This is a genomic window from Janibacter terrae (assembly GCF_039636765.1).
GTDB classification, from domain to species: Bacteria; Actinomycetota; Actinomycetes; order Actinomycetales; family Dermatophilaceae; genus Janibacter; species Janibacter terrae.
On sequence record NZ_CP144167.1, the window covers coordinates 1705811 to 1730098 of the forward strand.

21 protein-coding genes and 1 riboswitch are annotated in these 24288 nt (G+C 70.9%); of the genes, 16 read left to right on the forward strand and 5 right to left on the reverse strand.

What is annotated here, in order from left to right; genetic code table 11:
* The first annotated feature begins 58 nt into the window (after positions 1-58).
* Complete coding sequence (locus tag V3C34_RS08425; RefSeq protein WP_346008523.1) at positions 59-1264, forward strand: DUF1611 domain-containing protein; 1206 nt, start codon at positions 59-61, stop codon at positions 1262-1264.
* The gene (locus V3C34_RS08430; protein ID WP_346008524.1) at positions 1261-2889 is read left to right on the forward strand and encodes an ABC transporter ATP-binding protein; all 1629 of its coding nucleotides are present in this window, start codon (positions 1261-1263) and stop codon (positions 2887-2889) included. Before V3C34_RS08425 ends, V3C34_RS08430 begins: the two co-directional genes overlap by 4 nt.
* Here the strand turns inward: V3C34_RS08430 and V3C34_RS08435 are convergent.
* The gene (locus V3C34_RS08435; RefSeq protein WP_338538364.1) at positions 2882-3805 is read right to left on the reverse strand and encodes a LysR family transcriptional regulator; all 924 of its coding nucleotides are present in this window, start codon (positions 3803-3805) and stop codon (positions 2882-2884) included. The two genes, V3C34_RS08430 and V3C34_RS08435, sit on opposite strands and share 8 nt — an antisense overlap.
* A gap of 78 nt (positions 3806-3883) precedes the next feature.
* Between V3C34_RS08435 and V3C34_RS08440 the strand changes: the two genes are divergently transcribed.
* Entirely contained in the window at positions 3884-4729 is an 846-nt protein-coding gene (locus V3C34_RS08440; RefSeq protein ID WP_068324994.1) for a Sir2 family NAD-dependent protein deacetylase, read from the forward strand.
* On the opposite strand, the gene lexA is transcribed toward V3C34_RS08440, so the two are convergent.
* Positions 4704-5465 (reverse strand): transcriptional repressor LexA, encoded by a 762-nt coding sequence (lexA, locus tag V3C34_RS08445; protein ID WP_068324993.1) that lies wholly within the window; start codon positions 5463-5465, stop codon positions 4704-4706. The genes V3C34_RS08440 and lexA overlap by 26 nt on opposite strands.
* A 209-nt stretch (positions 5466-5674) precedes the next feature.
* On the opposite strand from lexA, the gene V3C34_RS08450 reads away from it, so the two are divergent.
* The 3 genes from V3C34_RS08450 (at position 5675) to V3C34_RS08460 (ending at position 9783) form a co-directional block, all read left to right on the forward strand.
* Positions 5675-6055 (forward strand): LysM peptidoglycan-binding domain-containing protein, encoded by a 381-nt coding sequence (locus V3C34_RS08450; protein WP_346008525.1) that lies wholly within the window; start codon positions 5675-5677, stop codon positions 6053-6055.
* Positions 6056-6353: 298 nt separating this feature from the next.
* Complete coding sequence (gene nrdR, locus V3C34_RS08455; RefSeq protein ID WP_346008526.1) at positions 6354-6812, forward strand: transcriptional regulator NrdR; 459 nt, start codon at positions 6354-6356, stop codon at positions 6810-6812.
* Positions 6813-6879: 67 nt separating this feature from the next.
* A complete protein-coding gene (locus V3C34_RS08460; RefSeq protein ID WP_068324990.1) occupies positions 6880-9783 on the forward strand; it encodes a vitamin B12-dependent ribonucleotide reductase in 2904 nt (967 codons plus the stop codon).
* Between the two features lie 194 nt (positions 9784-9977).
* Here V3C34_RS08460 and V3C34_RS08465 read toward each other — a convergent pair whose 3' ends face one another.
* Positions 9978-10868: an HNH endonuclease gene (locus tag V3C34_RS08465; RefSeq protein WP_346008527.1), complete on the reverse strand. Its 891-nt coding sequence runs from the start codon at positions 10866-10868 to the stop codon at positions 9978-9980.
* Positions 10869-11246: 378 nt separating this feature from the next.
* Between V3C34_RS08465 and V3C34_RS08470 the strand changes: the two genes are divergently transcribed.
* The 4 genes from V3C34_RS08470 (at position 11247) to V3C34_RS08485 (ending at position 16708) form a co-directional block, all read left to right on the forward strand.
* Entirely contained in the window at positions 11247-12830 is a 1584-nt protein-coding gene (locus V3C34_RS08470) for an HNH endonuclease signature motif containing protein (RefSeq protein ID WP_346008528.1), read from the forward strand.
* Positions 12831-12909: 79 nt separating this feature from the next.
* Complete coding sequence (locus V3C34_RS08475; protein WP_346008529.1) at positions 12910-13590, forward strand: nuclease-related domain-containing protein; 681 nt, start codon at positions 12910-12912, stop codon at positions 13588-13590.
* 18 nt (positions 13591-13608) lie between these two features.
* Positions 13609-15270: an NERD domain-containing protein gene (locus tag V3C34_RS08480; RefSeq protein ID WP_346008530.1), complete on the forward strand. Its 1662-nt coding sequence runs from the start codon at positions 13609-13611 to the stop codon at positions 15268-15270.
* Positions 15271-15394: 124 nt separating this feature from the next.
* A complete protein-coding gene (locus V3C34_RS08485) occupies positions 15395-16708 on the forward strand; it encodes a DUF2510 domain-containing protein (protein WP_338538350.1) in 1314 nt (437 codons plus the stop codon).
* A 75-nt stretch (positions 16709-16783) separates the two neighbouring features.
* Here V3C34_RS08485 and V3C34_RS08490 read toward each other — a convergent pair whose 3' ends face one another.
* Complete coding sequence (locus tag V3C34_RS08490) at positions 16784-18169, reverse strand: L-serine ammonia-lyase (RefSeq protein WP_346008531.1); 1386 nt, start codon at positions 18167-18169, stop codon at positions 16784-16786.
* Positions 18170-18324: 155 nt separating this feature from the next.
* Between V3C34_RS08490 and V3C34_RS08495 the strand changes: the two genes are divergently transcribed.
* A complete protein-coding gene (locus tag V3C34_RS08495; protein ID WP_338538348.1) occupies positions 18325-18756 on the forward strand; it encodes a hypothetical protein in 432 nt (143 codons plus the stop codon).
* A gap of 143 nt (positions 18757-18899) precedes the next feature.
* On the opposite strand, the gene V3C34_RS08500 is transcribed toward V3C34_RS08495, so the two are convergent.
* Positions 18900-20378 carry a carboxyl transferase domain-containing protein gene (locus V3C34_RS08500; protein ID WP_346008532.1) on the reverse strand — a complete coding sequence of 493 codons (1479 nt, stop codon included), beginning with the start codon at positions 20376-20378 and terminating at the stop codon, positions 18900-18902.
* 42 nt (positions 20379-20420) lie between these two features.
* Here V3C34_RS08500 and V3C34_RS08505 point away from each other — a divergent pair, with 42 nt between their 5' ends.
* From V3C34_RS08505 to V3C34_RS08525, 5 genes are all read left to right on the forward strand, one after another.
* Positions 20421-20789, forward strand: a complete 369-nt coding sequence (locus V3C34_RS08505) for a hypothetical protein (protein ID WP_338538346.1) — start codon at positions 20421-20423, stop codon at positions 20787-20789.
* Positions 20776-21177: a hypothetical protein gene (locus tag V3C34_RS08510; protein WP_068422179.1), complete on the forward strand. Its 402-nt coding sequence runs from the start codon at positions 20776-20778 to the stop codon at positions 21175-21177. The genes V3C34_RS08505 and V3C34_RS08510 overlap by 14 nt, the downstream gene beginning before the upstream one ends.
* Positions 21178-21210: 33 nt before the next feature.
* Positions 21211-21324: riboswitch (SAM riboswitch) on the forward strand.
* A 16-nt stretch (positions 21325-21340) separates the two neighbouring features.
* Positions 21341-22660, forward strand: coding sequence for a bifunctional o-acetylhomoserine/o-acetylserine sulfhydrylase (locus tag V3C34_RS08515; protein WP_338538345.1), 1320 nt, complete (start codon positions 21341-21343; stop codon positions 22658-22660).
* Positions 22661-22726: 66 nt separating this feature from the next.
* Positions 22727-23032, forward strand: coding sequence for a hypothetical protein (locus V3C34_RS08520; protein WP_068324974.1), 306 nt, complete (start codon positions 22727-22729; stop codon positions 23030-23032).
* Positions 23032-24279, forward strand: a complete 1248-nt coding sequence (locus V3C34_RS08525; protein ID WP_346008533.1) for a hypothetical protein — start codon at positions 23032-23034, stop codon at positions 24277-24279. Before V3C34_RS08520 ends, V3C34_RS08525 begins: the two co-directional genes overlap by 1 nt.
* The last annotated feature ends 9 nt before the right edge of the window (positions 24280-24288 follow it).

The following is a 24288-nucleotide window of genomic DNA, read 5'->3' on the forward strand; positions in this document are numbered from 1 at the left end:
GAACGCACCTTCATCCGGGCCTCATCCGCCGCTCACCCTCGCTTGGTGTGATCTGGGCATGACGACGATGACGATGACCCAGACCGCCCCCACCGCCCTGACCGCGACCGACCTGACCACCACCGGGACGAGGGCCCCCGACGAGGTGACCCCGGCCATCCGGCCCGGTCACCACACGGCGATCCTCGACCCGGTCCGGCTGCGTCGCGCGCTCAAGGCCTACACGACGCGCTTCGTCGCCGCGGCGATCGAGTCCTCCGCCGACGGCTACCACCTCCAGTACGGCGCGGACGTCGCGCCGCGCGCCGGCGACGTGGTCCTCGCCCGGGTCACCGAGATCGGCAAGCACACCCGGCTGGAGAGCCCCGTCTCGCGGCGCCAGCTGCTCTTCCCCGGCCAGGAGGTCCTCGTCGCCTACGGCGACCGCTACGCCCCGGACCAGTTCCTCGCCCACGTGCCGTCCTCGCTCGCCCCCGCGGACCTCGTCGCCGGCGGAGGCCTCGCCTCGAGGGTCGTCGAGATGCACGCGAGCATCGACGGGGCGACCCGCATCGAGCCGATCGGCCTGCTCGCCGACCACGCCGGGCGCGTGACCCTCGACCGCTTCGCCCCGCTGGGGTCGACCGCGACGACCGGCAGCACGAGCACGAGCACGAGCAAGGTGCCGGTCGTCGCCGTCTTCGGCTCGTCGATGAACTCCGGCAAGTCCACGGTCCTCGGCTCGATCGTCAACGGCCTGACCAATGCCGGTCTGCGCGTCGCCGCGGGCAAGTCCACCGGCACCGGCGCGGGCAACGACCCCAACCACTTCCGGGACGCCGGTGCGACGACGGTCCTGGACTTCACCGACTTCGGCCACCCCGCGACCTACCGCCTCGGGCACGAGCGCATCCGCGAGATCTTCGTCGACATGGTCGACGAGCTCGCCGCCACCGCGCCCGACGTCGTCATCATCGAGGTCGCCGACGGCGTCTACCAGGAGGAGACGCGCCGCCTGCTCGAGGACCCCGAGTTCCACGCGCGCGTCGACCGGGTCGTCTTCGCGTCCCAGGACGCGCTCGGCGCCGTCGCCGGCCTGCAGGTCCTCGACGCGGCGGGTGCCCCGACCGCTGCCGTCTCCGGCGTGGTCACCTCCTCGCCGCTCGCGACGCGCGAGGCGAGCGAGGTCCTCTCCGTGCCGGTCATCGGCACCTTCGAGCTGCGTGAGCCGGAGGTGGCCCTGGGTCTCCTCCGGGACCGGTCGGTCCGCGCGCAGGCATCATGAGCCGCACCGCGTCGCCCGAGGACACGGAGCAGCACGAGGCGCAGGCCGTCCCACCCATGCCCGCGCTGCTGCGGGGCAGCCGCCGGTTGCTCATGGCGCTGCTCGTCGCGACGGCGGTCGCCCACACTGCCTGCGCCATCGCGGCGGGGCTGCTCGTCGGCGTGCTCCTCGGCGACGTCGGCCAGCCCCCGAGCGCGGTGCTCGCCGATCTCGGGGTCCTCGTGGTCACCGTCGTGGGCCTCGGCGTCACGCGCTACGTCGAGCGGGTCGTCGCCGAGCGCCTCGGCCAGGACTACGTCCAGCAGATCCGGCGCGGTCTCGTCCAGCACGCGATGACCTCCGCCGAGGCGCCCTCCCTCGGCATCACGATCGCCCGCTCGACCAACGACCTCGCGAGCGTGCGCAACTGGGTCTCACTCGGGATCGCCCCGCTCGTCGCGCTCGGGCCGCTCGTGCTCGGCTCGGTCCTCGCGCTCGCGACGCTCGGCTGGCAGCTCGCACTCGTCGTCGCCGTGCCGCTCGTGGTGCTCGGCCTGGTGCTGGCCCGCGTCTCGGGCTCGGCCTTCGAGCGGGCGCGGCTCCTGCGGCGCCGACGCGGCTCGCTCGCGGCCCGCGTCGCCGACACCGTCACCGCCGCCCCCGGCATCGCCGCCGCCGGCGGTGTCGAGCGGGAGCTGCGCGCGATCGACACCTCGGGCTCCCGGGTCGTCGACGCGGCGGTGCACCGGGCCCGCACCTCCGGCCTGCTGCGCGCCTGCGCCCTCGTCGCCCCGCTCGCCGGGTCGGCCGGCGCGGCGACCCTCGGCGCCTTCGGCGTCGTCTCCGCCGCCTCGGTCGCCGTCGCCCTGACGATCGTCGGCATCCTCGCCGGCCCGGTCGCCGACGCCGGCCGCATCGTCGAGTACCGGCAGAACCACAAGGCCGCTCGCCGGATCATCGCGCCCCTGCTCCTGGAGCCCGTCGACGCCCGCCCGGCGCCCGTCTTCGACCCGGACGTCTCCAGCGGTGGTCGGGTCGTCGTGCGCGGCCTGACCGTCGACGGCGTCGCGATGCCCGGACTGCTCGCCGAGCCGGGGGAGCGCATCGTCCTCCGCGGGGGCGCGCCCTGGCACGCCCGCGAGGTCTTCACCGCGCTCGCGCTGCCGGGTCGCGACGGCTGCGTCTCGGTGTGCGTCGACGGCAAGGACCTGGCGCACACCGGCCCCAGGAGCCGCCGTCGGCGCGTCGGCTACGCACCCGTCGGTGGCCGCCTCGAGCGGGGGAGCGTCTCGCGCGCCGTGCGCTACCGCCAGCCCGACCTGGACGAAGGGGAGGGCAGCGCGGCCCTGGCAGCCGTCGGCCTGGCCGACCGGGTGGCGAGCCTGCCGGAAGGTGAGCGGACCCCCCTTCGCCGTGGCGGTGAACCGCTCACGCGCCAGGAGATCGCTCGACTGTGGGTCGCCCGCGCGACCATCGGCGCGCCGGCACTGCTCCTGCTCGAGCACGTCGACGACGACCTGGGTCCGCAGGGTCGGGAGATGCTGCGGGGGATCCTCCAGGACTACCCGGGGGTGGTGATCATGGCCTCCGACCGGCCGGAGGCGCTGCTCAACGACTGGCAGGAGTGGGCGGTGCCGGTCAGCTGACGGCCGAGGGTGTGGCCGCGGCGGCCGAGGCGACGAGCGCCTCGAGGGTCGTCGCGACCGCGGGGACCTTCAGCAGGTCCTCGGTCGTCACGACGTGGATCCGGCGTCGGCTCTTCGGGTCGAGCGGGCGGATGACGACGTCGTCGTTGGACGTCGCCGCGCGGATGAGGTCGGGGATGAGCGCGACACCCAGACCGGCGGCGACGAAGCCCTGGACAGCGACGTAGTCCTCGGTCTCGAAGGCCACCTTGGGCGCGAACCCCGCGTCGTGCGCGATCTTCAGCAGGTGGCCCCGGCAGCGCGCGCAGCCGGCGATCCAGTCCTCATCGGTGAGGTCGGTCATCGAGACCGTCTCCTTGACGGCCAGCGGGTGGTCACGGGGGAGGGCGACCCGGACCTCCTCGTCGATGAGGGGGTGCACGACGAAGCCCTCGAGGTCCTCGCCACGGGCCAGGTCGCTGCCCTCGTAGCTGAAGGCCACCGCGAGGTCGACGTCGCCGGCGCGCAGCGCGGCGATCGACTCGGGCGGCTCCGCCTCGGCGAACTGCACCGACAGGTCCGGGTGCTCGGCCCGCACCGCGGCCAGCGCGCGGGGGACGAGGGTGACCGACGACGAGGGGAAGGCCATGAGCCGCACCCGGCCGGAGCGCAGCCCGGCGATCGCGGCGACCTCCTCCTCGGCGGCGTCGAGCGCCGCGAGGACCGGCGTCGCGTGGCGCGCGAGCACCGCACCGGCCTCGGTGAGCCGCACGGAGCGGCCGACCTTCTCCACGAGGACGGTCCCGGTCCGTTGCTCGAGGCGCTTGACCATCTGGGAGACCGCCGGCTGCGAGTAGCCGAGAGCGAGGGCGGCGGCGGTGAAGCTGCCCTCCTCGGCGATGGCCCGCATCACGCGGAGCCCGGCGGCGTCGATCATGGAGCCATGGTAGGTCGTCCGGCTCGGCCGGTGCCGCTCCCGCTCACCCGAGGGCGCCGAGCACCTCATACTGGTGCGGTGATCGAGGACATCGCCCGGGTGCTGTCGGCCGGTCCGGCCCTCGTGCTCACCGGCGCCGGCATGTCGACCGACTCCGGCATCCCGGACTACCGCGGGCCGGACGGCACACGGCGGGTGTCGCCCATGCACTACTCCGAGTTCGTTGGGAGCAGCGAGGCGCGCCAGCGGTACTGGGCCCGCAGCTATGTCGGCTGGCGGCGGTTCCACGCGGCGCGCCCCAACGACGCCCACCACCTGGTCACCCGGCTGCAGCAGATCGGGGCGGCCGGCCCCGTCATCACGCAGAACGTCGACGGCCTGCACCAGGCGGCCGACACCCGCGACGTCGTCGAGCTGCACGGCAACCTCGTCGAAGCGGTCTGCCTGACCTGCGGCACACGGGTGGACCGGCAGGTCCTCGATGCGCGGATGGCCGCCGCCAACCCCGGCTTCGACGCCGACAGCGACGAGATCCGACCCGACGGCGACGTGCGGCTGGAGTCGGTCGACGTCGGCCGTTTCGTCGCCCCGTGCTGCGAGGAGTGCGGCGCCGACACGCTCAAGCCCGACGTCGTCTTCTTCGGCGGATCGGTCGCCAAGCCGCTCGTGCAGCGCTGCTACGACCTCGTCGACGCCGCGCCGAGCCTGCTCGTGCTGGGCAGCTCGCTGCAGGTGATGTCGGGGCTGCGGTTCGTGCGGCACGCGGCCAAGCGCGGGATCCCGGTCTCGCTGATCACCCGCGGACCCACGCGGGGGGACGACCTCGTCGACCACCGCGTGGACGGGGAGCTGCGGGACTCCCTTCGCTCCCTCGTCGACGCGGTCCTCGAGCTGTCGGTCACAGGCGGCGCAGCACCGCGGTGACCTTGCCGAGGATCGTCGCGTGGTCGCCGTCGATCGGGTCGAAGGCGGGGTTGTGGGGGAGCAGCCACACGTGGCCGTCCTTGCGCTTGAAGGTCTTGACCGTCGCTTCGTTGTCGAGCATGGCCGCGACGATGTCGCCGTTGTCCGCCTGCGGCTGCTGACGCACGACGACCCAGTCGCCGTCGCAGATGGCGGCGTCGATCATCGAGTCGCCGACGACCTTCAGCAGAAACAGCGAGCCCTCGCCGACGATCTGCTTGGGCAGGGGGAAGACGTCGTCGACGACCTCCTCGGCGGTGATCGGGACACCGGCGGCGATCTGGCCGAGGACGGGGACGTAGCTGGCCTCGGGACGCGCGTCGCCGGAGCCGGTCGGGTCGACGACGGCATCGCCGTGGTCGGCGCCGCCCCGCATGGAGGCCAGGTCGGTGACCTCGCCCGCCGGGGCGTCGTGGCCGTCGGGGGAGATGACCTCGATGGCCCGCGGGCGGTTGGGGTCGCGGCGCAGGTAGCCCTTGCGCTCGAGGGAGGAGAGCTGGTGGGCGACGGAGCTGGGGGAGGTGAGGCCGACGAGCTCGCCGATCTCGCGCAGGCTCGGCGGGTAGCCGCGCGTCGCGACGGCATTGCGGATGACCTCGAGGACCTTGCGCTGCCGTGCGGTCAACCCGTCCCCGGTGTCGCGCTCGGGGAGCTGGTGGATGTTGCCCTCGCCCGTGTCCTCGCCCTGTCCGCTCATCGATCGACCCTTCGTCCGTGTCCGCGAGGCACCGTTGTCGGTGGTCGCTGGTCAACTACTCCGTGTCGACGACAGTAGGCCGATCGAACAGGTATTTCAAACATCTGTTCGAGCGTGTCCTTGATTTTCTTCGAACACCCGTGCTAGACATCGTACAGACGTTCTATCGAACACCGGTTCGAGAGAACCGCCACCGCCAGGAGGACCGCATGACCGCTCTCACCGCCGCCCCCGCCCCCCTTCGCGGCGCGCGCCCGGCGCCCTCGCGTCATCTCGTCTCGGTGCCCACGGGCGATGCAGCCCTCGCCCGCCCCGCCACCCGGCTGCGCATGACCCGCCGCGGTCGGCTGGCCGTCACGACCTCGATGCTCCTGGTCGCGAGCGTCGCCGGTGCCGCGATGGCCTTCGGTGGGCCCGCGACCCAGCCCGAGCAGGTCACCGTCCGGTCGGGGCAGACTCTCGGTCAGATCGCCGCCGCCGAGCTGCCCGAGCTGCCGGTCCAGCAGGGCGTCGCCCGCCTCCAGGTGGCCAACGGGCTGTCGACCTCGTACGTGCACGCGGGGCAGACGCTGACCATCCCGACCCCCTGAGTCGCACCTGATCTCCCGGACCCATCGACCCGGGTCCGGGCCGGCCGAGGGCCACCTCCGCAGCACGTGGAGGTGGCCCTCGTGCCGTTCGTCGACGGGTGTGGATCAGGACTTGCGTCACGCGCTCCGGGGGCGTCTAATGGTCACTACATCTAGTGGTTACACCGTTGTCATTCGTCCACATCTAGTGCACAGGATGAGGTCGGTTCTCCACAGAAATCCGGGGTTCGTCCCCACGCCATCCACCGCACCATCCACAGACCAGCCGTTCTTTCGGCCACGACGAAGGGAGTCCGACGTGCACTGCCCGTTCTGCCGCCACAACGACTCCCGCGTCATCGACAGCCGCACCACGGACGACGGCAGCGCCATCCGGCGTCGCCGCCAGTGCCCGGAGTGCAGCCGCCGCTTCACCACCCTCGAGAGCGCGAGCCTCACGGTGACCAAGCGGTCTGGTGCGGCCGAGCCCTTCAGCCGGGCCAAGGTCCTGGCCGGTGTCCGCAAGGCCTGCCAGGGCCGACCGGTCACCGAGGACCAGCTCGCCCTCCTCGCCCAGCGCGTCGAGGAGAGCATCCGGGCGCAGGGCAGCGCCGAGATCGACGCGCACGAGGTGGGCATGGCGATCCTCCCGCCGCTGCGCGAGCTCGACGAGGTCGCCTACCTACGTTTTGCGTCCGTCTACCAGTCCTTCGATTCCCTGGACGACTTCGAGGCGGCCATCACCGCCCTTCGCCGCGAGCACACCGCGGCCACCTGACCCAGCACGAACCCACTCGCACCACCCGAGCAGCACAGCCGTCACCACACGGACCAGGAGAGAGAGCATGACCGAGACCGCCGGCAAGCCCAGCGCCCGTCGCGGGTCCCGCACCAAGGGCCTGACGATCAACCGCATCCACACGACCGAGGGCGTCCACCCCTATGACGAGGTCACGTGGGAGAAGCGCGACGTCGTCCAGCAGAACTGGAAGACCGGCGAGACGATCTTCGAGCAGCGCGGGGTCGAGTTCCCCGACTTCTGGTCGGTGAACGCCTCCACGATCGTCACGACGAAGTACTTCCGCGGCGCCGTCGGCTCGCCCGAGCGTGAGGCCGGGCTCAAGCAGCTCATCGACCGGGTCGTGCTCACCTACGTCAAGGCGGGCAAGGACCACGGTTACTTCGCGACCGACGCCGACGCGGAGGTCTTCGAGCACGAGCTGACCTACGCGCTCCTGCACCAGATCTTCAGCTTCAACTCGCCCGTGTGGTTCAACGTCGGCACCAAGAGCCCGCAGCAGGTCAGTGCCTGCTTCATCCTCTCGGTCGACGACTCGATGGACTCGATCCTCAACTGGTACAAGGAGGAGGGCTTCATCTTCAAGGGCGGCTCCGGTGCCGGCCTGAACCTCTCCCGCATCCGCTCCTCCAAGGAGCTGCTCTCCTCCGGCGGCACCGCCTCCGGCCCGGTCTCCTTCATGCGCGGGGCCGACGCCTCCGCGGGCACCATCAAGTCCGGTGGCGCCACCCGTCGCGCGGCGAAGATGGTCGTGCTGGACGTCGACCACCCGGACATCGAGGAGTTCGTCGAGACCAAGGCGCGCGAGGAGCACAAGATCCGCGCGCTGCGCGACGCCGGCTTCGACATGGACCTCGGCGGTGCCGACATCACCTCCGTGCAGTACCAGAACGCCAACAACTCGGTGCGTGTCACCGACGAGTTCATGCGCGCCGTCGAGGAGGGCACGGACTTCGGTCTGACCTCCCGCATGGACGGCTCGGTCATCGAGACCGTCGACGCCCGCGAGCTCATGGGCAAGATCGCCCAGGCCGCGTGGGAGTGCGCCGACCCGGGCATCCAGTACGACGGCACGATCAACGACTGGCACACCAACCCCGAGACCGGTCGCATCACCGCCTCCAACCCCTGCAGCGAGTACATGTCGCTCGACAACTCCTCGTGCAACCTCGCCTCGCTCAACCTGCTGAAGTTCCTCAAGGACGACGACACCTTCGACGCGGCCCGCTTCCAGGCGGTCGCCGAGCTCGTCATCACCGCGATGGACATCTCCATCTGCTTCGCGGACTTCCCGACCGAGTCGATCGGCGAGACGACCCGTGACTACCGCCAGCTGGGCATCGGCTACGCCAACCTCGGCGCGCTGCTCATGGCGACCGGCCACGGCTACGACTCCGACGGTGGCCGTGCGCTCGCCGGCGCGATCACCTCGCTGCTCACCGGTGCGTCCTACAAGCGCTCGGCGGAGCTCGCCGGGATCGTCGGCCCGTACAACGGCTACGCCCGCAACGCGGACGCCCACAAGCGCGTCATGCGCAAGCACCAGGCGGCCAACGACCAGATCCGCACGCTGCACACGATGGACAAGGACATCCACGCCTACGCCACCAAGGCGTGGGACGCGGTCGTCAAGGTCGGCGAGAAGAACGGCTACCGCAACGCCCAGGCGTCGGTGCTCGCCCCGACCGGGACCATCGGCTTCATGATGGACTGCGACACCACCGGCATCGAGCCCGACTTCTCGCTCGTGAAGTTCAAGAAGCTCGTCGGCGGCGGCTCGATGCAGATCGTCAACCTGACGATCCCGCGCGCGCTGAAGAAGCTCGGCTACACCGAGGAGACCATCGAGGCGATCGTCGAGTTCATCGCCGACAAGGGTCACGTCATCGACGCCCCCGGCCTCAAGCTCGAGCACTACGAGATCTTCGACACCGCCATGGGTGCGCGCGCCATCGCCCCGATGGGTCACGTGCGGATGATGGCTGCGGTCCAGCCCTTCCTCTCGGGTGCCATCTCCAAGACGGTCAACCTGCCGGAGACGGCCACGGTCGAGGAGATCGAGGACGTCTACATGCAGGGCTGGAAGCTCGGCCTCAAGGCGCTCGCGGTCTACCGCGACAACTGCAAGGTCGGTCAGCCGCTCTCCGACGGTGGCTCCACCGCCAAGGACGCGAAGGCCTCGGCCGACGCCGCTGCCGCCGCGCCGGTGGAGAAGGTCGTCGAGTACCGCCCGCTGCGTCGCCGCCTGCCCAAGCGCCGCACCTCGCAGACGACGAGCTTCGCCGTCGGTGGGGCCGAGGGGTACCTGACCTCCGGCACGTACGACGACGGCGAGCTCGGCGAGATCTTCCTGAAGTTCGGCAAGCAGGGCTCGACCCTGGCCGGTCTCATGGATGCCTTCTCGATCGCGATCTCCATCGCGCTGCAGCACGGTGTGCCGCTGGAGACCTACGTCGAGAAGTTCACCAACCTGCGCTTCGAGCCGGCCGGCATGACGGACGACCCGGACGTGCGGATGGCGCAGTCGATCATGGACTACGTCTTCCGTCGCCTCGCGCTGGACTACCTGGACTTCGACACGCGGTCCTTCATGGGGATCCACACCGCTGAGGAGCGTGCCCGCCAGCTCGAGACCGGCTCGTACGAGGCCCCGTCCTCGGACGACGAGAGCTACGACGACGACAGCTACTCCCAGGGCGTCCCCACCACCGAGGCCAAGGAGGCCAAGCCGGCTGCCAAGGAAGAGGTGGAGGTCACCGACCAGTCCGGTGCCGGTGCCGCCTCGGCCCGCCAGGTCGACGCGACGATCCACTCCTCGGCCGAGCTCCTGGAGAAGTTCCAGGGCAAGACCGCGGACGCACCGATGTGCATGACCTGTGGGACCAAGATGCGTCCCGCCGGCTCGTGCTACGTCTGCGAAGGGTGTGGCTCGACCAGCGGTTGCAGCTGATCTGAGTTGATGACGAAGGGGGCCCCGCCGGCTTTGCCGGTGGGGCCCCCTTCCTCCTGGGGCCTAGGGAGATAGCCCCGCTCGGTCACCCTTCTGTCAGCGACTTGGCCCTGGACGCAGTGGAACCCCTACAGGGATGTCGTTCAGCTTCGACCTGGGGAGCGGCGCCCCCATGCGGAAGTGGGGCGCCACACCTATGAGGCGAGGAACCGCTCGAAACGGAGTTCCAGTCGGTCGCGGTCCGGCTTGTCGGCGGGTCGAGTCGGCTGAGTGATCTGGCGTCCGTGCATCTCTTGAAGGCCGTGCCGCAGCATTGGTCCGTCTACCTCCTCGAGGAGCCGCTGATTGATGTGAACGCCGCCCGTGGGATCGATGCCAAGGAAATGCCTGTCGTACGAGGCGTGGTGGATCTTGCACAGACTGAGGCCGTTCGACACCTCCGGTGTCCCGTCTTCTTCTGAGTCGGCAGAGATGTGAGCGGCATCCAGGAGGGGTGGGTGACCGAGTGAGCACACACAGCATCGGTTGCGGTACGCCAGCATGACCCGGGCCCGAAACCGAGGCTGATGGACCCGCTGCTGGACCAGTCTCTCGGCGTACTGCCGCTCGATGGGTGACAGCTGGCTCAGGTCAGGCACCGCCCGCAACCCTTCATCCAGACTAAGGACGAATTCGCGGGCTATCGGATTCACATCTACGACGTAGACGGGAAATATGGGCTGGTAGAGGCCCTTGCCGATCTTGTGGAGCCGCAGCACCGGCACGCCAAGATCGCGGGCAGCGGCAAGTTTGAGGTTCTTGCCGCCCTCAGGTCCCTTTTGGAAGCTGTAGTGGAGAAACCCGCCTTCTTCACGGTCGGCGTACGGTCCATTGGGATTGGTAAGGATCGACAGCGTCGCTGCCATGGCCTTGGGATTCCAGATGCCGCCGCGGCCAGGATCGACGAGACGTTCATGAGTTCCATCTGGCAACGGGAAGTCGCAGAGAGTCGGCCAGTCGATAACGCCGCCGTGGTCTTCGGCGTGGCGCATTACAGCGGCTGCAATCAGTTCCCTGCGAAGTTTCTCTTCCCCAGCGCTGTCCACTCGTGGAGCTTAGCCCTCAGAGGCCAGGAAAGGTCTCGCGCAAGATGTCGATCAGTTCCGCAGCACGAGCCCGATCGATCTCGATGGTCTGGCTAGCCTTGCCGAGCATCTTTCGCTCATCTGATCCGTATGTCTCGAGCTGCACGGCCGGAGATCCGTCGGCCATGTGAACGCGTCGGTACCCGCAACTCGAGGATGACGTGCTCCTGGACGTCCCACCTGGGGTCTTCGGCTCGAAGTCGCTGATACGCACCATGCTCAATGACTACCAAGCTTTTTCCGCTCGATGTGGTGATAGCCCCGCACTGACCGACTGTGTGGCCCGACCGCGTGGACGGACACCCCAGCGTTGTCACACCTCACTGAAATCATGGACACATGTTCGACGACGAGCTGGCCATGTTGGGGGAGTCCTTCACGAGACTGGGACATGTGCGGACGGGGGTGACCCAGCGAGGCGGCCGTGCCGACGAGCCCACGCTCACAGCGGTGCTCACCGCCACCGAACGACTCAGACGCGCGGCCGACGCGCTCGAGCTCGCCGTCATCGGGCATGCCGTGCGCTGGGGGGAGGAGCGAGGGCCGGACGGCATCTTCAGACCGGTCCACCTCCCGTCCGGACACGTCGCGGAGTTCGCCGCGGAAGCGGTCGCGCTGGTGACGCGCGACAGCCTCCACGAGACGGACCGCCGGTGCGATCTCGGCGCCCGGGCCCTGACCGATCTGCGCCCCATCGCCGACCTCGTCGCGGCGGGCGAGATCACGACGAACGCGTTGGCCATCGTCGCGAAGGAGACGCGCGACGCGTGCCCCGAGGCTGTCGCGGCGGTCATCGAGCACCTGCTCGGCCCCCTTCGCGGCAAGCCCGGCACGCGACGCATCATCGAGCTCGACCACCGTGAGCTGCGCAAGGCCACCCGCCGGATCCTCGAGCGCGTCGAGCCCGAGCTCCTGGGCGAGCGCGCCGCCCGCAACCGTCGCGACAAGCTCGACGTCCGCTTCAGCCCCGGCCCCGTCGGTTGTGCCGACATGTACGCGACCCTCCCCACCGAGCTGGCCGTCGTCCTCAAGGAAGCGATCGAGCAGGCGGCCGCCCGTCGGCGTGCGCTCGACCCCGGGATGACCGTCGGCGCCTCCCGCGCCCACGGTCTCGCCGACCTCGCCCTGCGCGGCGTCGACGTGGTCGCCAACGTCCGCCTGGGCATCCCGATCATCACGTCCGCAGCGTCCCGCCTGACCTTCGCCCCCTTCGGAGGGGGCGAAGGCGGCAGCACCGTCGGGCAGGACCTGCACGGTCCGACGTCCCGGGCCGGCCGCTTCGTCACCGGTGAGGGCGCGGACGCCGTCGACGTCATCCCCGAGGAATGGGCCGGCGATGCGGTCACCTCGCAGGTGCCGACGACCCTGGGCCCCGGTGGGCAGCAGTCGTGGATCAGCGGCTGCGAGATCCCGGGCGTCGGTTTCATCCCCGCAGACGCGGTGGCGGCGATCGTCAGCAACGTCGAGACGAGGGTCTCCCGTGCGCTGATCGACGCCCGCACAGGAGTGCTCGTCGAGACCAGCAACCCGCGGTACGTCGTCCCCGACTCCATGCGGGAGTTCGTCGGTGCCCGCGACGGCACCTGCCGCATGTGGGCATGCAACCGCCGGGTGCTGGGCGGGCGCCCCGAGGGCAACGCGGACCTCGACCACGCCCTCCCGTACCCCGAGGGCACCTCGTCCCCGAGCAACCTCTCCGGCCTCTGCCGGCACCACCACCGCCTCAAGCACTCCGCCCGGTGGACGCACACCCTCCACCCGGACGGCCGCACCGAGTGGATCAGCCCGAGCGGGGTCTCCGCTGACACCTTCCCCACGATGTGGGTCCACGCCGAGGACGAAGGGGAGGAGAGCTCGCCCCCCGCAGAGGGGGCGAAGAGTCATGACCTCGCAGAAGACCTGGTCATGGCACCGCCCTTCTGATCCCCTGGCGCCACAGGCGCCGCGACCCGCTACCTTGACGGCAAGCAGCCACGTGCGAGGGGAGTCGCAGGAGATGCAGATGGATGGCACACCGGTGCCCAAGACGACAGGGCCCCCCGAGCCCACCTCCCGCGCCGGTGCCTCCGCGCGCCGCGAGTACGAGCGGCGCAGGGCCCAGGACGAGCAGCGCCTGCGGCAGAAGTGGGGACGTCTCGGCCATGTCGCCGTCGCCCTGTCGGACGAGAAGCAGAGCACCAGGGCGTGGGCCACCGGAGCCGTCGGCGAGGAGCGGCTCGGCGCCCACCTCGACCGGTTGGCGTCACCGTCGCTCGCGGTGCTCCACGACCGCCGCATCCCTGGCAGCCGCGCCAACATCGACCACCTCGCGATCACGCCCAGCGGCATCTGGGTGATCGACGCCAAGAAGTACACCGGCCGCCCGCAGCTCAAGATCGAAGGGGGGATCCTGCGTCCCCGCGTCGAGACCCTCCTCGTCGGCCGCCGCAACTGCACCCGGCTCGTCGACGGCCTCCTCAGGCAGATCGACGTCGTGCGAGGGGTCGCCGGCGAGGCCCCCGTGACCGGCGCGCTGTGCTTCGTCGACGCCGACTGGCCGCTCGTCGGGGGCTCCTTCACCACCCGCGGCGTCCACGTCCTGTGGCCGCGGCGATTGACCAAGCTGCTCCAACGCGACGGGCCGGTCGCCCTCGACGTCGAGGCGACGCGGGCGGTCCTCGCCGCGCGCCTGCGGCCTGCGTGAGATGGATACGGTGAGCCCATGCCACGCCTGATCCCGGGGGACCCGCGGTTCGTCAACGACTCCGAACGTGCCGTGTGGGAGCGGCTGCGCGACTCCCTTCGTCCGCAGGACACCGTCATCGCCAACTACCGCCTGACCGACACCCGCAAGGACCACGAGGCCGACATCGTCCTCGTCATGCCCGACGTGGGCGTGGTCGTCGTCGAGGTCAAGGGCAGCGGGGTGCGGATCGCCGACGGGCAGTGGACGATCAAGCGGCACGGCAAGCGGGTGCCGATCGACCCCGTCGCGCAGGTGCGGGACGCGCGGTACGCGATCCGGCAGTACGTCGAGTCCGACCGGCGGTGGGCCGACTCCTCCCGCGGCAAGGTGCGTTTCGCGCACGCGGTCGTGACTCCCTTCGTCGGTCTCGGCCTGGACTTCGACCTGCCCGACTGCCCGCGCTGGATGGTCCACGACCGGGAGGACATGGCCGACCTCGCCCGGCGCATCGCCGACATCCCGCTCGGGTTCGACACCCACCGGCGGATCCCGACCGAGGACGACTGCGAGGTCATCGTCGACATCCTCACCGCGCGCGGCACCGATGCCGTCCCGAGCGTCGTCGACGAGGCCGACGAGCGGCAGGCCCGCGCCGACCGGCTCACCCAGGAGCAGGGTCTCGTCCTCGGTGTCACCCGGCTGCTGCGCCGCGTCGAGATCCGCGGTGGCGCGGGCAGCGGCAAGACCGTCCTCGCCCTCACCCAGGCGCGCCAGCTCTCCGCCGGACGCAGCGGCCAGGCGCCCGAGCGGGTCGCGCTGCTGTGTTACTCGATCGGCCTCGCCACGCACCTCAAGCGGGAGACCGCGACGTGGCCGCACCGGCACCGTCCCGCCTTCGTCGGGACCTTCGAGGAGCTCGGCAACCGCTGGGGCGTGCCCTCGGGCACCCGCGACGACCCGCGCTTCTGGGAGGAGGAGATGCCGCTGCTCATGGCCGAGCGCGCCGCCGAGCTACCGCCGGGGGAGCGCTACGACAGCTTCGTCGTCGACGAGGCGCAGGACTTCGCCGAGTCGTGGTGGCGACCGCTCCTCGGGGCGCTCACCGACGAGCAGGAGGGCGGCCTGTTCATCTACTCCGACGAGAACCAGCGCCTCTTCAAGCGCTTCGGCCGGCCACCGGTCCCGCTCGTGCCCCTCGTCCTCGACCACAACCTGCGCAACACCAAGCAGATCGCCGAGGTCTTCCGCACGCTCACCCCGATGAAGATGCGGCTGGAGGGCGGCGACGGCCCGGACGTCGCCTTCGTCGCGACGTCGCTTCACGAGGCGCTCGACGTCGCCGACGACCAGGTCGACCTCCTCCTGGACGAAGGGTGGACGCCGGGGCACGTCGCGCTGCTCACCACCGGCCGACGCCACCCCGTGCAGGTCGAACGCCAGGACGAGCTCGGGCAGCCGGGCTACTGGCGGACCTTCTGGGAGGCCGATGACGTGTTCTACGGGCACGTCCTCGGGGCGAAGGGGATGGAACGTCGCGCCGTCGTGCTCTGCGTCAACGAGGACGGGAGCACGCAGCGGTTCCGCGAGCGGCTGTACGTCGGGCTCTCCCGCGCCACCGACCGGCTGGTCGTGGTCGGCGACCCGGGGGCCATCGCGCACGCCGGTGAGGAGGTCGTCCGGGCGCTGTCCCCGGGCTGAGCGACACGCGCAGGCATGGGGAGTCCTCCCCATGCCGGAGGCGACGAATCCGCAGGTAGTCTGACCCGCGACACCGTGCACACGTGCACCACCAGACACCACAAGAGATACGGGGAGGCCTGTCATGAGCAACTGGGCTGCCGGTTGGTACCAGGACCCTGACAACCAGGGACAGATCCGCTACTGGGACGGCAACGGATGGACCGAGCACCGGCAGGGGACCCCGGAGGGCTTTGGCGTGGGCCAGCCCGGCCCGGACTCCTCGGGCACCGGGACGCGACAGGACCACGCGGGCACCACGAGTGAGGTCGACGACGCGACGCGCGTGCGCCCCAGCTCCGACCGCGCCCCGGAGACGGAGGCCATCTCCACCGACAGCACCGGCTACGGCGCCTCGTCGTACGACCAGTCGAGCGCGTACGGCCAGCAGGGTGGCTACGACCAGTCGGGTGCCTACGGGCAGCAGGGGTACGGCCAGCAGGGGTACGGCCAGCAGGGCTACGGGCAGCAGGGCGGCTACGACCAGTCCAACCCGTACGGGCAGCAGGGCTACGGCCAGCAGCCGCAGCAGGGCTACGGCCAGGCGCCCTACGCCACCGGTCAGCCCAGCGGCTCGGGCAAGAGCAAGCTCCCGCTGATCATCGGTCTCGGTGTCGTCGGCCTGCTGCTCATCGGAGCCCTCGGATTCCTCGGCATCAAGCTCGTCAGCGGTGGCGACGACGAGCCCGTCGCCACCCCGACGACGCCGACGTCGACGCAGCCGACGGACCCTTCGACGAGCACCGACAGCCCGACCACGACGGACACCACCACGTCCGACCCGACCACCTCGTCGCCGACCACGGACGACGGCCCGGGCAAGGACGTCATCGGCCAGAAGGGCAAGGCCGCCGAGTGGGAGCAGAAGTACAAGGGCAGCGGCAAGGGCTACATCGCCGTCCCCCCGGGTGACGGTGCCGGCCTCGTCGAGTTCACCTACACCGGTGACAAGTACCAGACGCTGACGGTCAAGGGTGTCGACGGCCAGGGCAAGAGCGCCGAGTACCTCGTGACCGCGAGCGACGCCAAGAAGGGCATCTTCGCCTACAACCTCACCAACTACAGCTCCTCGACCTCGAAGCTCGAGTTCGACACCGAGGGCGACTGGACCGTGAAGTTCTCGCGCATCAGCAAGGCGCCGGCCTTCGGCACCTCGCAGAAGGGCAACGGCTCGGCCATCTTCACATGGGACGGCAAGAAGGCCGACCTCGGCGCGAAGTACACCGAGGACAAGGACTCCTTCCTCGGCACCTTCCGCGTCCAGGCCGTCGGCGCCGAGGACTACCCGGACCGCCTGATCTCCGAGTACGACGCGTACGAGGGCACCACGACGGTCCAGGAGGGCACGAAGTACCTCGTCGTCGAGGCCCGTGGCGACTGGGAGCTCACCAAGAAGTGACGTCCCGGACGTCGCACTGACGAAGGGGGTCGGACCACGGGTCCGACCCCCTTCGTCATGCCGTGGTGGGGGCGGTCAGCACTCGATGACGTTGACGGCGAGGCCGCCGCGGGCGGTCTCCTTGTACTTGACCTTCATGTCCCGACCGGTCTCGCGCATCGTCTTGACGACCTTGTCGAGGGAGACGACGTGCGAGCCGTCGCCGCGCAGGGCGGTGCGCGCGGCGGTGATCGCCTTGACCGAGGCGACCGCGTTGCGCTCGATGCACGGGATCTGCACGAGCCCCCCGACGGGGTCGCAGGTGAGGCCGAGGTTGTGCTCCATGCCGATCTCGGCAGCGTTCTCGACCTGGGCCGGGCTGCCGCCCATGACCGCGGCCATCGCGCCGGCCGCCATCGAGCAGGCCGAGCCGACCTCGCCCTGGCAGCCGACCTCGGCGCCGGAGATCGAGGCGTTCTCCTTGTAGATCACCCCGATCGCGGCGGCGGTGAGCAGGAACCGGCAGATGCCGTCGTCGTCCGCGCCCGGCACGAAGTCGACGTAGTAGCGCAGGACCGCGGGGATGATGCCGGCGGCGCCGTTGGTCGGCGCGGTGACCACGCGACCACCGGCGGCGTTCTCCTCGTTGACGGCCAGCGCGTAGAGCGTCAGCCAGTCCATGCCGCGAAGGGGGTCGGTGCTCGCCCCCTCGGAGCGCAGCCGCTGGTGCAGCTGCGGGGCGCGACGGCGCACCTTGAGCCCGCCGGGCAGGACGCCCTCGGTGCGCACGCCGTTGTCGATGCACTCGCGCATGACCGACCAGATGTGCAGCAGCTCGCTGCGCACCTCGTCCTCGGAGCGCCACGAGGTCTCGTTGTCGAGCATGACCTGGGAGATCGACAGGCCGGTCTCGGCGCAGATCGCGAGCAGCTGGTCGCCGGTGGTGAAGGGGTGCGCCACGGGGGTGGTGTCGGCGACGATGCGGGTCGAGCCGGACGCGTCCTCCCCGACGACGAAGCCGCCGCCGACGGAGTAGTAGGTGTGCGTGCTGAGCGGCGCCTCGCCCTCGCCCGCTCCCTCGCCCCAGGCGGTGAAGGTCATGCCGTTGGGGTGCAGGGGGAGGGACTTGCGTCGGTGGAGCACGAGGTCCTCGTCCTCGTGGAAGTCGATCTCGTGCTCGCCGAGCAGGTTCACCCGGTGCGCCGCGCGGATCTGCTCGAGGCGACCGCTGACCGACCTCGGGTCGCACAGCTCGGGCCGCTCGCCGGAGAGCCCGAGGAGCACCGCGGTGTTGGACCCGTGGCCGTGCCCGGTCGCGCCGAGCGAGCCGAAGAGCTCGGCCTTGACCCGGCGCACCTGCGGCAGCAGGCCGTCGTCGCGCAGCCCCTCGGCGAACATCACCGCCGCTCGCATGGGGCCGACGGTGTGCGAGCTCGAGGGGCCGATGCCGATCGAGAAGAGGTCGAAGACGCTCAGTGCCACGGGGGGGCGCTCCTGGGTGCTCGGGGTGGGGGCACGGTGACCGGTCGCGCGTGGGTGGCACGACCCGCCGTGGGTCCCAGTATCCACCCCGCGGCCGGAGGCGGCTTGTGGAAAAGTCCGCGGCGCGTCGGGTCGATCCCTGCAGGATGACGGGCATGAGCTTCGACGACCTGCCCCAGGGGTGGCACACCCGACCCCTCACCGACAGCACGCTCGCCGCCGACGTCGTCGACCTCGTCGTGCGGGACTCCGAGCGGGAGCTGGGTTGCATCAGCCTGCTCCTCTGCGACACCGGCGGCCGCATGGTCCAGCCGGTGACGATCACCGAGATGGACCTCCACCCCGGCGCGGAGGAGGACGCCGTCTTCGACACGATCATCGGCGGCCTCGCCGACAGCATCGGTGGTTTCGTCGCTGCCATCGGGCGCCCGCGCGGCCTCGCCCCGGACGACCGGGCGCGCGACCTGCACGAGGAGGCGCTCGCCGCGAGCCGTCGGCACGGCGTGCCGCTCCTCGGCACCTACCTCGCGACCCCGCAGGGCGTCGTCGAGATGCCGGTGTGGGAGGAGCTGCGTGCGACGGGGTGAGCGTCTGGCTGGCCCGAGCCGGCGTGTCGTACTGCAGTTCAGCTGACCGGTCCCCGTGAGGTCCCGGAAAGCCGGGCCCTGTCATCGCCCCCGATGACGAACTGCAGTACGACACTCCCAGACTCCAGCTCGCCCACCCACCGTCACAGCAGTGCCTCGACCTGCGCAGCGACCGCCGCGCCGATCGCGCGGGCGAAGGCCTGCGGGTCGACGTGCGCCGCCGGTTCCTCGGGGACGAGGACATCGACGAGCCCGTCCTCGTGCATCTGCGGCGCGCCGACGCGTTGGCGGGCGGCGAGGAGGGGGGCGTGCTCGGTGTCCTTGAAGACGATGGCGCTCGCGCCCTCGGGTGGCAGCGGGGAGAGCCAGGCATTGCCCGCGGCGACGACCCGTCGCGCGGGCAGCAGCGCGAGCGCGCCGCCGCCGGTGCCCTCGCCGAGCAGCACCGACACGCTCGGCACGGTGAGGGCCGTCATGTCGGAGATGCACCGGGCGATCTCGCCGGCCAGGGCCCCCTCCTCGGCACGCGGGGAGAGGTCGGCGCCGGGGGTGTCGATGACGGTGACGAGGGGCAGACCGAGCTCGGTCGCCATCCGCATGCCGCGGCGCGCCTCGCGCAGGGCGGCCGGACCCATCGACTCCGAGACCTGGTAGCGGCGGTCCTGGCCGACGAGGACGCACGACCGCCCGCCGAAGCTCGCCAGCGCGAGCATCACGCCCTTGTCCGACTCGCCGTAGCCGGTGCCGTTGAGCGGGATGACGTCGTCCGCGGCGTACCGCAGCAGCTCTCGGACGCCGGGGCGGTCCCCCCTTCGCGTCGTCTCGATGGCGGTCCACAGCCGCGCGATCTCCTCCTCGCTCGGCTCCGGCCGGGAGACGAAGGGGGCGATCCGCCGGACCGGCGCGCCGTCCTCCGCCGCGGGTGAGCGGGCGTGGCCCCCGGTCGTGGCGGAGAGCAGCGTGAGCGCCCGGGCGGCGATGTCGGCGAGCTCGTCGGTCGGCACGACCGCGTCGACGATGCCCTTGTCGACGAGGTTCTCGGCGACCTGCACGCCGGAGGGGAAGGGGGCGCCGTTCAGCGTCTCGTAGACGACCGGGCCGAGGAAGCCGATGAGCGCGCCCGGCTCGGCGATGGTCATGTGGCCGAGCGAGCCCCACGACGCGAAGACCCCGCCGGTCGTCGGGTGCCGCAGGTAGACGAGGTAGGGCAGGCCGGCGGCCTTGTGCGCGACGACGGCCGCGGAGATGTCGACCATCGTCATGAAGGCGGGCGTGCCCTCCTGCATCCGGGTGCCTCCGCTCGCCGTCGCCGCGACGAGGGGGAGGCGCTCGGTCGTCGCCCGGCGCACCGCCGCGACGATGCGTCCGGCGGCCGCGCGCCCGATCGAGCCGCCGAGGAAGCGGAACTCGCCGACGACGAGCGCGACCTCGTGCCCGCGGATGCTCGCCCGGCCGGTGACCACCGACTCGTCGGTGCCGGACCGCGCGGCTGCCGCCTCCAGGGTCGCGAGGTAGCCGTCGCTCAGGCCGGAGCGGTCGATCGGCTCGTCCCAGGAGACGAAGCTGCCGGCATCGACGACGGCGGCGAGCAGGTCGTGGGCTCCGGGGCGTGGCGCGCTCATGCCGTGATCGTGCCAGCAGCGGGGCCGCGTACGCTTGCCGCCGTGCTTGTGCCGCTGACCACTCTCGTGCTCGTCGCGGTCGGCGTGCTCGGCGTCCTGGCCCTGGCCTACCTGATCATCGACCGGCTCGTCGACGACCTCATGCTGCTCACGACCGCCGTCGTCGAGCTGCTCCTGCTCGCTCTCGTCGTCGGGTCCGCGATCGCGATGGGGCAGGTCGAGGGGGAGGGGGAGGGGGCGACGATGCTCGCCTACGCCCTCACCCTGCCGATCCTGCCCCCGATCGTCGTCTTCATCGCCCTGAAGGAGAAGACCCGGTGGGCCATGGGGGTCGTCCTCGCCGGTGCCTTCACCGTCGGTGTCATGACCTACCGCATCCTGCAGATCTGGCAGACCCATGGCTCCGCCTGAGCTGCGCACGGGCACCGGGCCGGGTCGGGTCGTCGTCGCCGTCTACGCCGTGCTCGCGCTCGCCGCGACCGGCCGCTCGGTCCTGCAGGTCACCCAGTACCTCGACCGGGCGCCGCTGGCGTACGCGCTCTCGGCGCTCGCGGCCGTGGTCTACGTCGTCGCGACCGTGGCCCTGGCGAAGGGGGGAACCACCGGCGCGCGGGTCGCGACCGGGGCGATCCTCGTCGAGGCCGTCGGCGTGCTCACCGTGGGCACGCTGTCGTACGTCCTGCCGGACCTCTTCCCGGACAAGACCGTCTGGTCGCACTTCGGGTCCGGGTACGGGTTCCTGCCGCTCGTCCTCCCCTTCGTCGGCCTGTGGTGGGTCCACCGCGTGAGACGGGCCTGACCAGATGCTGGTCACCCTCCTAGTCTCCGGGTAGGTCTTGAGTGCCAGCGCCAGGCCCCGGCTCGCTGGCCGGCAACCCTCCATCCGCGGTGGGGTGCCCCGGGAGACGACCTGGTCCGTGGCGACCGCCACGGTCAAGCGCGCACGATCAGGAGCAAAACTCATGAGCGACCCGTCCACGTGGAACTTCGAGACGAAGCAGATCCACGCCGGCCAGGCGCCCGACCCGACCACGGGTTCGCGGGCACTGCCGATCCACCTGACGACCTCCTACCAGTTCAAGGACACCGAGCACGCGGCGAACCTGTTCGCGCTCAAGGAGCTCGGCAACATCTACACGCGGATCATGAACCCCACGCAGGACGCGGTGGAGCAGAAGATCGCGGCCCTCGAGGGCGGCGTGGGCGCGCTCCTCACCGCCTCCGGCATGTCCGCGACGCACCTGGCCCTGGTCAACCTCGCCGAGGCCGGTGACCACATCGTCGCCAGCACCGCCCTCTACGGCGGCACGATCAACCTGCTGAAGTTTACCCTGCCGAAGTTCGGCATCGAGGTGAGCTTCGTCGATGACCCGAGCGACCTCGAGCAGTGGCGCGCGGCGGTCAAGCCCAACACCAAGGCCTTCTTCGGCGAGACCATCGGCAACCCCAAGGACATCGTCCTGGACATCGCCGGCATCTCCGAGGTCGCGCACGCGGCCGGCGTGCCGCTCGTCGTGGACAACACGATCGCGACGCCCTACGTGCTCCGTCCGATCGAGCACGGTGCGGACGTCGTCGTGCACTCCGCGACGAAGTACCTCGGCGGCCACGGCACCGCGATCGCCGGCGTGATCGTCGACGCCGGCCGGTTCGACTACGCGGCGGACCCGGAGAAGTTCCCCAACTACAACCAGCCCGACCCGAGCTACCACGGGCTGCGCTTCGGCCCGGACCTCGGCGTGGACGGTGCCATGGGTGCCAACCTCTCCTTCATCCTCAAGGCCCGGGTGCAGCTGCTGCGCGACATCGGCCCGGCGATCTCCCCCTTCAACGCCTTCCTCATCGGGCAGGGCATCGAGACGCTCAGCCTGCGCATGGAGCGGCACCTGGCCAACACGGCCAAGGTCGCCGAGTTCCTCGGTCAGCACGCGCAGGTCGACAAGGTCACGTGGGCCTCGCTGCCGAGCAGCCCCAGCCACGAGCTCGCGCAGCGGTACACGCCCCAGGGTGCCGGCGCCGTCATCTCCTTCGAGATCTCCGGCGGCCTCGAGGCGGGCAAGAAGTTCGTCGAGGGCCTGAGCCTGCACAGCCACCTGGCCAACATCGGTGACGTGCGCTCGCTCGTCATCCACCCCGCGTCGACGACCCACTCGCAGGGCCCCGACGAGGACCGGCTCGCCGCTGGCGTCACCCCCGGCCTCGTGCGCCTCGCAGTGGGCCTCGAGGCGATCGAGGACATCGTCGCCGACCTCGAGCAGGGCTTCGCCGCCGCGAAGGCCTGACGACCACCCCGAGGGGCCTGTGGAGAACTCCACGGGCCCCTCGGCGTTCTTCCCTAGCGTGGGTGCATGGGCGGACAGGAACGCATCTCCATCGACAGCGAGGGCATCGAGGGCCTCGGTCGCCAGCTCAAGGCCATCGCCGACTTCCTCGAGGAGAAGGCGGCCAAGGCCAACAACGAGGCCGTCGAGACCTTCGGGTTCCCGAGCTGGTACGGCACCGACGCGTACGAGGCGGCGATCGGGGACTTCGAGCGGGAGCGGATCAGGGTGGGCAAGCAGCTGCGCGAGCTGGCGCGGCTGGCCCGGGACGCGGGGTCCTGGTACGTGCTCACCGAGGACCTCGTCGACCGGCGCAACCAAGGGATCCTCTGATGGCGCTCCACGACCCCGGGACCATCGAGGAGGGCGACCCCAGCACGATCCGGGCCGAGGCGGACGAGCTGCGGACGGTCGCCGCCAACATCCACACCGTGGCCGAGATGCTGCGCATGGTCTCGACGAAGGGGGTGTGGGACTCGTGCGCGGGGACGATCTTCGAGGACGAGGTGGGCAGCACCCCGGATGACCTCTTCGCGATCGCCAACCGCCTCGCGGACACCGAGCGGATCATCCGTCCCTACGCGGACCGGCTCGAGGAGAGCCAGGCCACCCTCGAGCGACTCCGTGGACGGTACGAGGAGAACGTCCGCATCTCGGAGGAGCGCAAGGCGAAGCTCGCGACGCTGACCCCGCAGGACCCCGAGTACGCCATCGTCGAGCGGGAGTACCGGGCCGCCGCCAACTCGCGGGAGATGAACAAGAGGGGCTTCGAGCGCGAGGCGGAGGAGGCGAGCGCCGACGAGCGGACCATGGCGACGAGCCTGGCCGCGGTGGGGTCCGAGCTCTCCGACGAGAAGGGGTACAACGGTTTCGAGATGGCGAGCCGGACGGGCCGGAGCCGCCTGTTCAACAACGACGTCGTCGACCTCACGCCCTGGGGCAAGCCTGCGGCCGTCGTCACGGCAGCCGACCCGCTGGGCAGGCTGGGGCGCCGCGCCGTGTACGGGGAGGGCAGCTACCGGGACGTCGGCCTGACGACGGTGCTCACGGCGGCCGACATCCTCGTGCCCGGCAGTCGGCGCATCGAGGCCAGGGACGCGACCCGGGCCAGCCGCCGGGCCGACGAGCTCAAGGGCATCAGGGCCGCCGACAGGTCGACCAACCCCATCGCCCATCGACGGCTCGCGACCAACACGAGGATCTGGGCGCAGCACCAGGTCGCCACGGGCAAGGTCCGGGCGAAGCACAAGGTGACGGACACCCTCGCCGACAAGACCGGCATCCGGCTCGTGGACGACATGGTCACCGACTGGTCGGCCGTGGCCGGCGCCGGGCGCGTGCGAAGGAGCGGGTATGCGCTCAAGTACTCGGTCAAGGTCACCAACAAGACCACGGCGCAGGTGAGCTCGGTCCAGTCGGCCGCGGACAAGGTCGGCGCCGCGACCGAGTCCGACGAGGCCCGGCGCGAGCGCCGGGCGCGGGAGGAGGCCGAGGAGCGACGGCAGGAGACCGAGCGCCGGCGGCGAGAGTCCCGCGTGGAGGGCATCACGTCGCGACCGATCACCTCACCGGTGCCGTAGCCGAGAAAA

Coding starts and splice junctions, on each gene's coding strand:
- V3C34_RS08425 (WP_346008523.1), top strand. CDS start 59: ATGACGACGATGACGATGACCCAGACCGCCCCCACCGCCCTGACCGCG.
- V3C34_RS08430 (WP_346008524.1), top strand. CDS start 1,261: ATGAGCCGCACCGCGTCGCCCGAGGACACGGAGCAGCACGAGGCGCAG.
- V3C34_RS08435 (WP_338538364.1), bottom strand. CDS start 3,805: ATGATCGACGCCGCCGGGCTCCGCGTGATGCGGGCCATCGCCGAGGAG.
- lexA (WP_068324993.1), bottom strand. CDS start 5,465: ATGAGCGGACAGGGCGAGGACACGGGCGAGGGCAACATCCACCAGCTC.
- V3C34_RS08450 (WP_346008525.1), top strand. CDS start 5,675: ATGACCGCTCTCACCGCCGCCCCCGCCCCCCTTCGCGGCGCGCGCCCG.
- V3C34_RS08460 (WP_068324990.1), top strand. CDS start 6,880: ATGACCGAGACCGCCGGCAAGCCCAGCGCCCGTCGCGGGTCCCGCACC.
- V3C34_RS08470 (WP_346008528.1), top strand. CDS start 11,247: ATGTTCGACGACGAGCTGGCCATGTTGGGGGAGTCCTTCACGAGACTG.
- V3C34_RS08475 (WP_346008529.1), top strand. CDS start 12,910: ATGGATGGCACACCGGTGCCCAAGACGACAGGGCCCCCCGAGCCCACC.
- V3C34_RS08480 (WP_346008530.1), top strand. CDS start 13,609: ATGCCACGCCTGATCCCGGGGGACCCGCGGTTCGTCAACGACTCCGAA.
- V3C34_RS08485 (WP_338538350.1), top strand. CDS start 15,395: ATGAGCAACTGGGCTGCCGGTTGGTACCAGGACCCTGACAACCAGGGA.
- V3C34_RS08495 (WP_338538348.1), top strand. CDS start 18,325: ATGAGCTTCGACGACCTGCCCCAGGGGTGGCACACCCGACCCCTCACC.
- V3C34_RS08500 (WP_346008532.1), bottom strand. CDS start 20,378: ATGAGCGCGCCACGCCCCGGAGCCCACGACCTGCTCGCCGCCGTCGTC.
- V3C34_RS08510 (WP_068422179.1), top strand. CDS start 20,776: ATGGCTCCGCCTGAGCTGCGCACGGGCACCGGGCCGGGTCGGGTCGTC.
- V3C34_RS08515 (WP_338538345.1), top strand. CDS start 21,341: ATGAGCGACCCGTCCACGTGGAACTTCGAGACGAAGCAGATCCACGCC.
- V3C34_RS08520 (WP_068324974.1), top strand. CDS start 22,727: ATGGGCGGACAGGAACGCATCTCCATCGACAGCGAGGGCATCGAGGGC.
- V3C34_RS08525 (WP_346008533.1), top strand. CDS start 23,032: ATGGCGCTCCACGACCCCGGGACCATCGAGGAGGGCGACCCCAGCACG.